The sequence below is a fragment of the Microbacterium umsixpiens genome (genome assembly GCF_053543675.1).
In genome coordinates this window covers 1100-7495 of sequence record NZ_JBLVOH010000067.1, presented here as the reverse complement: position 1 = coordinate 7495, position 6396 = coordinate 1100, and the positions used below count along the sequence as shown (strand labels likewise).

6 protein-coding genes are annotated in these 6396 nt (G+C 67.7%); all 6 read left to right on the top strand.

What is annotated here, in order from left to right:
* Window positions 1-299: trehalose-6-phosphate synthase (locus ACNPM4_RS06765; RefSeq protein ID WP_448985169.1), on the top strand; the 299-nt coding region annotated here is incomplete at its 5' end.
* Between the two features lie 52 nt (window positions 300-351).
* Window positions 352-1149, top strand: a complete 798-nt coding sequence (gene otsB / locus ACNPM4_RS06760; RefSeq protein ID WP_029263580.1) for a trehalose-phosphatase — start codon at window positions 352-354, stop codon at window positions 1147-1149.
* 9 nt (window positions 1150-1158) lie between these two features.
* Window positions 1159-2877, top strand: a complete 1719-nt coding sequence (gene ilvD, locus ACNPM4_RS06755; protein WP_029263579.1) for a dihydroxy-acid dehydratase — start codon at window positions 1159-1161, stop codon at window positions 2875-2877.
* A gap of 51 nt (window positions 2878-2928) precedes the next feature.
* Window positions 2929-4731: an acetolactate synthase large subunit gene (locus ACNPM4_RS06750; RefSeq protein WP_029263578.1), complete on the top strand. Its 1803-nt coding sequence runs from the start codon at window positions 2929-2931 to the stop codon at window positions 4729-4731.
* Between the two features lie 3 nt (window positions 4732-4734).
* Window positions 4735-5244 (top strand): acetolactate synthase small subunit, encoded by a 510-nt coding sequence (ilvN, locus tag ACNPM4_RS06745; protein ID WP_029263577.1) that lies wholly within the window; start codon window positions 4735-4737, stop codon window positions 5242-5244.
* A gap of 80 nt (window positions 5245-5324) precedes the next feature.
* Entirely contained in the window at window positions 5325-6353 is a 1029-nt protein-coding gene (ilvC, locus tag ACNPM4_RS06740; RefSeq protein WP_029263576.1) for a ketol-acid reductoisomerase, read from the top strand.
* The last annotated feature ends 43 nt before the right edge of the window (window positions 6354-6396 follow it).

Here is a 6396-nt window from a genome sequence, read left to right as displayed (position 1 = left end):
CCGCATTGCGCGACGGCATGAACCTCGTGGCCAAGGAGTACGTCGCCAGTCGCGTGGACGATCGCGGCGTCCTCGTGCTCAGCGAGTTCACCGGGGCGGCGGACGAGCTCCGGCAGGCGGTGCGGGTCAACCCGCACGACATCGAAGGGCTCAAAGACGCGATCATGACCGCGGTGGAGATGCCCCCGGCCGAGCAGGGGCGGCGTATGAGATCGCTGCGCCGTCGTGTGCTGGACAACGACGTGAACGCCTGGTCCTCCTCGTTCCTCGCCGCCCTGTCCGAGGTGCGCGCGCGCTGAGCACCCGCGGGGCCGCGATACTGGGAACGAACCCCCTGTGATTGGAGAACCTGTGACGCGCCCCTGGATCCCCGGAACCGCCGATGACGACCTGAGTGCCCTGGCGGCGACGCCACGCCTGGTCGTTGCCCTCGACTTCGACGGCACCGCCTCGCCTCTCGTGCCTGACCCGATGGCTGCGCGCGCGCTTCCCGAGGTCGCGATCCAGGTGGAGCGGCTCGCGTCGCTTCCCGACACCGTCGTGGCGTACGTCTCCGGACGCAGCATGCACGACCTGCGGGTCATCACCGAACACACCGACGACTCCGCCATCGCCCTCGCGGGTTCCCACGGCGCGCAGTACTGGTTCCCGGGTGAGGGAGATGCCGAGATCGCGGGCGACGTCACCGAGGACGGCTCGCGTGAAGAGCTGTGGGCAGCCGCGAAGCCGATCATCGAGCGCTTCGAAGGTGCCGAGTTCGAACCCAAGACCTTCGGCATGGGCGTGCACACCCGCCGGGCGGACCGCGAGACCGAGGAGCGCGTCTTCGCCGAGATCGACGCTCTCGTCGCCGAGCGCTTCCCGCACTGGCGACGTCGGGCCGGACACCGCGTGCTGGAGTTCTCCTCGCGTGCAGAGGGCAAGGACGCGGCCATGACGGCGCTTCGTGAGCGCTTCGACGCCACCGGAATCCTGTTCGCCGGTGACGATGTGACCGACGAGGATGCGATGCGCGTGCTCGGCGAGGGCGACCTCGGCGTGCGCGTCGGTCCGGGGGAGAGCGCTGCGGCGCTTCGTGTGGACACTCCACAACAGATCGCCGCGCTTCTGGAGGCGCTGGCGGACGAACGCGCCTCCGCACGGCAATAGACTTCCGTCATGTCCTCGCATGATCCCTCCCAGAGCGCGCCCATCGACATCAAGCCCCGCAGCCGCGTCGTCACCGACGGCATCGAGGCCACGACCTCCCGAGGCATGCTCCGTGCCGTCGGGATGGGGGATGCCGACTGGGACAAACCGCAGATCGGCATCGCGTCCAGCTGGAACGAGATCACTCCCTGCAACCTGAGCCTCGATCGGCTCGCGCAGGGCGCCAAGGAGGGTGTGCACTCCGGGGGCGGCTACCCGCTGCAGTTCGGCACGATCTCCGTCTCGGACGGCATCTCGATGGGTCACGAGGGGATGCACTTCTCGTTGGTTTCCCGTGAGGTCATCGCGGACTCCGTCGAGACCGTGATGATGGCCGAACGCCTCGACGGCTCCGTCCTGCTCGCCGGCTGCGACAAGTCGATCCCGGGCATGCTCATGGCGAGCGCCCGCCTCGACCTGTCGAGCGTCTTCCTCTATGCCGGCTCGATCGCGCCGGGGTGGGTCAAGCTCTCCGACGGCACCGAGAAGGACGTCACGATCATCGACTCGTTCGAGGCGGTCGGTGCGTGCCGTGCCGGTCTCATGAGCGAAGAGGACCTCAAGCGCATCGAGTGCGCGATCGCCCCGGGTGAGGGGGCCTGTGGTGGTATGTACACCGCCAACACGATGGCGTCCGTCGCCGAGGCACTCGGTCTCAGCCTCCCCGGTTCGGCCGCACCGCCCGCCGCGGACCGTCGGCGCGACTACTTCGCCCACCGCTCGGGCGAGGCCGTCGTGAACCTGCTCCGCCAGGGCATCACGACGCGCGACATCCTCACCAAGGAGGCGTTCGAGAACGCGATCGCCCTGGCGATGGCGCTCGGCGGCTCCACGAACGTGGTGCTCCACCTGTTGGCGATCGCTCGCGAGGCCGACGTCGACCTGAGCCTGCACGACTTCAACCGCATCGGCGACAAGGTTCCCCACGTCGCCGACATGAAGCCGTTCGGCAAGTACGTCATGAACGACGTCGACCGTCACGGCGGCATCCCCGTGATCATGAAGGCGATGCTCGACGAGGGCCTCCTGCACGGTGACGCTCTCACGGTCACGGGCAAGACGCTCGCCGAGAACCTCGCCGATCTCGACCCGCAGCCGATCGACGGCGAGGTCATCCACACGTTCGACAACCCGATCCACGCGACGGGCGGGCTCACGATCCTGCACGGTTCGCTGGCTCCCGAGGGTGCCGTCGTGAAGACGGCCGGCTTCGACGCCGCCGTGTTCGAAGGCCCTGCCCGCGTGTTCGAGCGCGAGCGCGCCGCCATGGACGCCGTCGCCGAGGGCGAGATCGAGCCCGGCACCGTCATCGTGATCCGCTACGAAGGCCCCAAGGGCGGACCGGGTATGCGCGAGATGCTCGCCATCACCGCGGCCATCAAGGGCGCGGGACTCGGAAAAGATGTACTACTCTTGACGGACGGACGATTCTCAGGCGGCACAACCGGCCTGTGCATCGGCCACATAGCACCCGAAGCGGTGGACGCAGGTCCCATCGCCTTCGTGCGCGATGGTGATCTGATACGGGTCGATATCGCAGCTCGCTCTCTCGATCTACTCGTCGACGACGCAGAGCTCGCCTCCCGCCGTTCTGGCTGGGAGCCGCTTCCCCCGCGCTACACCCGAGGCGTTCTTGCCAAGTACTCGCGCCTCGTGCGGTCCGCCGCCGAGGGAGCGACCACCGGCTGACCCGGACGCTCCGGCATCCGGTGTCCTCCACAGATCATCAGAAGGAAAGTCATGACTGCTGACTCCGCCCCGGCTGTGCCGAGGCCGCCCGCCCGTCAATCCTCTGCTCCGGAGATCACCGGCGCCGAGGCCGTCGTCCGCTCGCTCGAGCTGCTCGGTGTCACGGATGTCTTCGGCCTGCCCGGCGGAGCGATCCTCCCCGTGTACGACCCGCTGATGGATGCCAAGGATCTGCGCCATATCCTGGTGCGGCACGAGCAGGGGGCCGGCCACGCGGCCGAGGGGTACGCCTCCGCGTCCGGCAAGGTGGGCGTGTGCATCGCGACCTCCGGCCCGGGTGCGACGAACCTCGTGACCGCGATCGCCGACGCCTACATGGACTCGGTGCCGATGCTGGCCATCACCGGTCAGGTGTTCTCGACGCTGATGGGGACCGATGCGTTCCAGGAAGCAGACATCGTGGGCATCACGATGCCGATCACCAAGCACTCGTTCCTGGTGAAGGACGCGGCCGACATCCCGGGCGCGATCGCCGCGGCGTATGAGATCGCCGGCACCGGTCGTCCGGGTCCCGTGCTGGTCGACATCACGAAGGATGCGCAGCAGGCGACGGCGCCGTTCGTGTGGCCGCCCAAGATCGATCTCCCCGGCTACCGCCCGGTGACCAAGGCGCACGGCAAGCAGATCCAGGCCGCAGCCACCCTGCTCGCCGAGGCCAAGAAGCCGGTGCTGTACGTGGGCGGCGGAGTGATCCGCGGCAAGGCGTCGGCCGAGCTCCTGGAACTCGCGGAATCCACGGGAGCGCCGGTCGTCACCACGCTGATGGCCCGTGGCGCGTTCCCCGACTCGCACCCGCAGCACCTCGGCATGCCGGGCATGCACGGCACGGTTCCCGCCGTGCTGGCGCTCCAGGAGGCCGACCTCCTCGTCTCGCTCGGCGCACGGTTCGACGACCGCGTGACAGGCAAGGCGGCGCTCTTCGCCCCGAACGCCAAGGTCGTGCACGTGGACATCGACCCCGCGGAGATCTCGAAGATCCGCACCGCGGATGTGCCGATCGTGGGAGATGTCCGCGACGTGCTGACCGACCTGGATGCCGCGTTCCGCGGTGCTACCGCCAGCGCGAAGCCCGATATCGAGGAGTGGTGGTCGTACCTCGATGGCCTCCGCACCGAGTTCCCGCTCGGCTACGCGCCGACGACCGACGGGCTCCTCGCTCCGCAGTACGTGATCCAGCGCATCGGCGAGCTCACCGGTCCCGAGGGCATCTTCGCCTCGGGTGTCGGCCAGCATCAGATGTGGGCGGCGCAGTTCATCAAGTACGAGCGCCCCAACGCCTGGCTGAACTCCGGCGGTGCCGGCACCATGGGCTACTCGGTGCCCGCGGCGATGGGTGCGAAGGTCGCAGAGCCGGAGCGTCACGTCTGGGCGATCGACGGCGACGGCTGCTTCCAGATGACCAATCAGGAGCTCGCGACCTGCACCATCAACAACATCCCGATCAAGGTCGCGATCATCAACAACTCCTCGCTGGGCATGGTGCGCCAGTGGCAGACGCTGTTCTACGACGGCCGCCACTCGAACACCGACCTCAACACCGGGCACGGCACGGTCCGAATCCCCGACTTCGTGAAGCTCGCCGAGGCGTACGGCTGCCTGGCGATCCGCGTGGAGAAGGAGGAAGAGGTGGATGCCGCCATCCAGCTCGCGCTCGAGACGAACGACCGCCCCGTGGTGATCGACTTCGTCGTGAGCGCCGACTCCATGGTGTGGCCGATGGTCCCGCAGGGCGTCAGCAACAGCTACGTCCAGTACGCCCGCGAGCACGCGCCCGACTTCGACCAGGAGGACTGATCCATGTCGACTCACGTGCTGAGCCTGCTGGTGGAGAACACCCCAGGACTCCTCACCCGCGTCGCCGGGCTGTTCGCCCGTCGCGGCTTCAACATCGACTCCCTCGCCGTCGGCGTGACCGAGGTGCCCGGTATCTCCCGCATCACGGTCGTCGTCGACGTCGAGGAGCTGCCGCTCGAGCAGGTCACGAAGCAGCTCAACAAGCTGATCAACGTGATCAAGATCGTCGAGCTCGATTTCTCGACGTCGGTCCAGCGCGAGCACATGCTCGTGAAGGTGCGCACCGACAACGCCACGCGCTCGAACGTGATCGAGGTCGTGAACCTCTTCCGCGCGTCGGTGGTGGATTACGCCTCGGATGCGCTCGTGATCGAGGTGACCGGCGACAAGGGCAAGGTCGACGCCATGCTCCGTGCACTGGAGCCCTTCGGCATCAAGGAGATCGCGCAGTCGGGTCTTCTCGCCATCGGGCGCGGCGGTAAGAGCATCACCGAACGCGTCCTGCGCGGCTGACCATCCCGAGCAACACAGTCTTCGCCGCTCCTGGAGCGCGCGAATCCCGACGAAACGCAAAGAACAAGGAGAAACACACAGTGAGCACCGAGATCTTCTACGACGCCGACGCAGACCTGTCCCTGATCCAGGGCAAGAAGGTCGCGATCGTCGGCTACGGCTCGCAGGGCCACGCCCACGCGCAGAACCTGCGCGACTCGGGCGTCGAGGTCGCCATCGCACTGAAGGAGGGCTCCAAGTCCGCCGCGAAGGCCGAAGAGGCCGGCTTCCCCGTGAAGACGGTCGCCGAGGCCACCGAGTGGGCCGACGTCATCATGATCCTCGCGCCGGACCAGCACCAGCGCATCATCTACAGCGAGTCCATCGCGCCGAACCTCACGGCCGGCAAGACGCTCGCCTTCGCACACGGCTTCAACATCCGCTTCGGCTACATCGACGCCCCCGAGGGTGTCGACGTGATCCTCGTCGCTCCGAAGGCTCCGGGCCACACTGTCCGTCGCGAGTTCGTCGCCGGCCGTGGCATCCCGGACATCATCGCCGTCGAGCGCGACGCATCGGGTCACGCCTGGGACCTCGCCCTCTCGTACGCGAAGGCCATCGGCGGTACCCGCGCCGGCGTCATCAAGACGACCTTCACCGAAGAGACCGAGACCGACCTGTTCGGCGAGCAGGCCGTGCTCTGCGGTGGCGTGAGCCACCTCGTGCAGGCTGGCTTCGAGACGCTGACCGAGGCCGGCTACCAGCCGCAGATCGCCTACTTCGAGGTGCTGCACGAGCTCAAGCTCATCGTCGACCTGATGTGGGAGGGCGGCATCGCCAAGCAGCGCTGGTCGATCTCCGACACCGCCGAGTTCGGCGACTACGTCTCGGGCCCGCGCGTCATCGACGAGCGCGTCAAGGAGAGCATGCAGGGCGTGCTGGCCGACATCCAGTCGGGCGCCTTCGCGAAGCGCTTCATCGACGACCAGGACAACGGGGCCGAGGAGTTCCTCGCGCTGCGCGCCAAGGAGGAGCAGCACCCCATCGAGGTCACCGGCAAGGAGCTGCGTTCGCTCTTCGCCTGGAAGCAGCAGGACGAGGACTACGTCGACGGCAGCGCTGCGCGCTGACCTGAGTCCAGCCTGACCTGAGTCAAGAAGAACGGGCGCCCCC

Coding starts and splice junctions, on each gene's coding strand:
- ilvD (WP_029263579.1), top strand. CDS start 1,159: ATGTCCTCGCATGATCCCTCCCAGAGCGCGCCCATCGACATCAAGCCC.
- ACNPM4_RS06750 (WP_029263578.1), top strand. CDS start 2,929: ATGACTGCTGACTCCGCCCCGGCTGTGCCGAGGCCGCCCGCCCGTCAA.
- ilvN (WP_029263577.1), top strand. CDS start 4,735: ATGTCGACTCACGTGCTGAGCCTGCTGGTGGAGAACACCCCAGGACTC.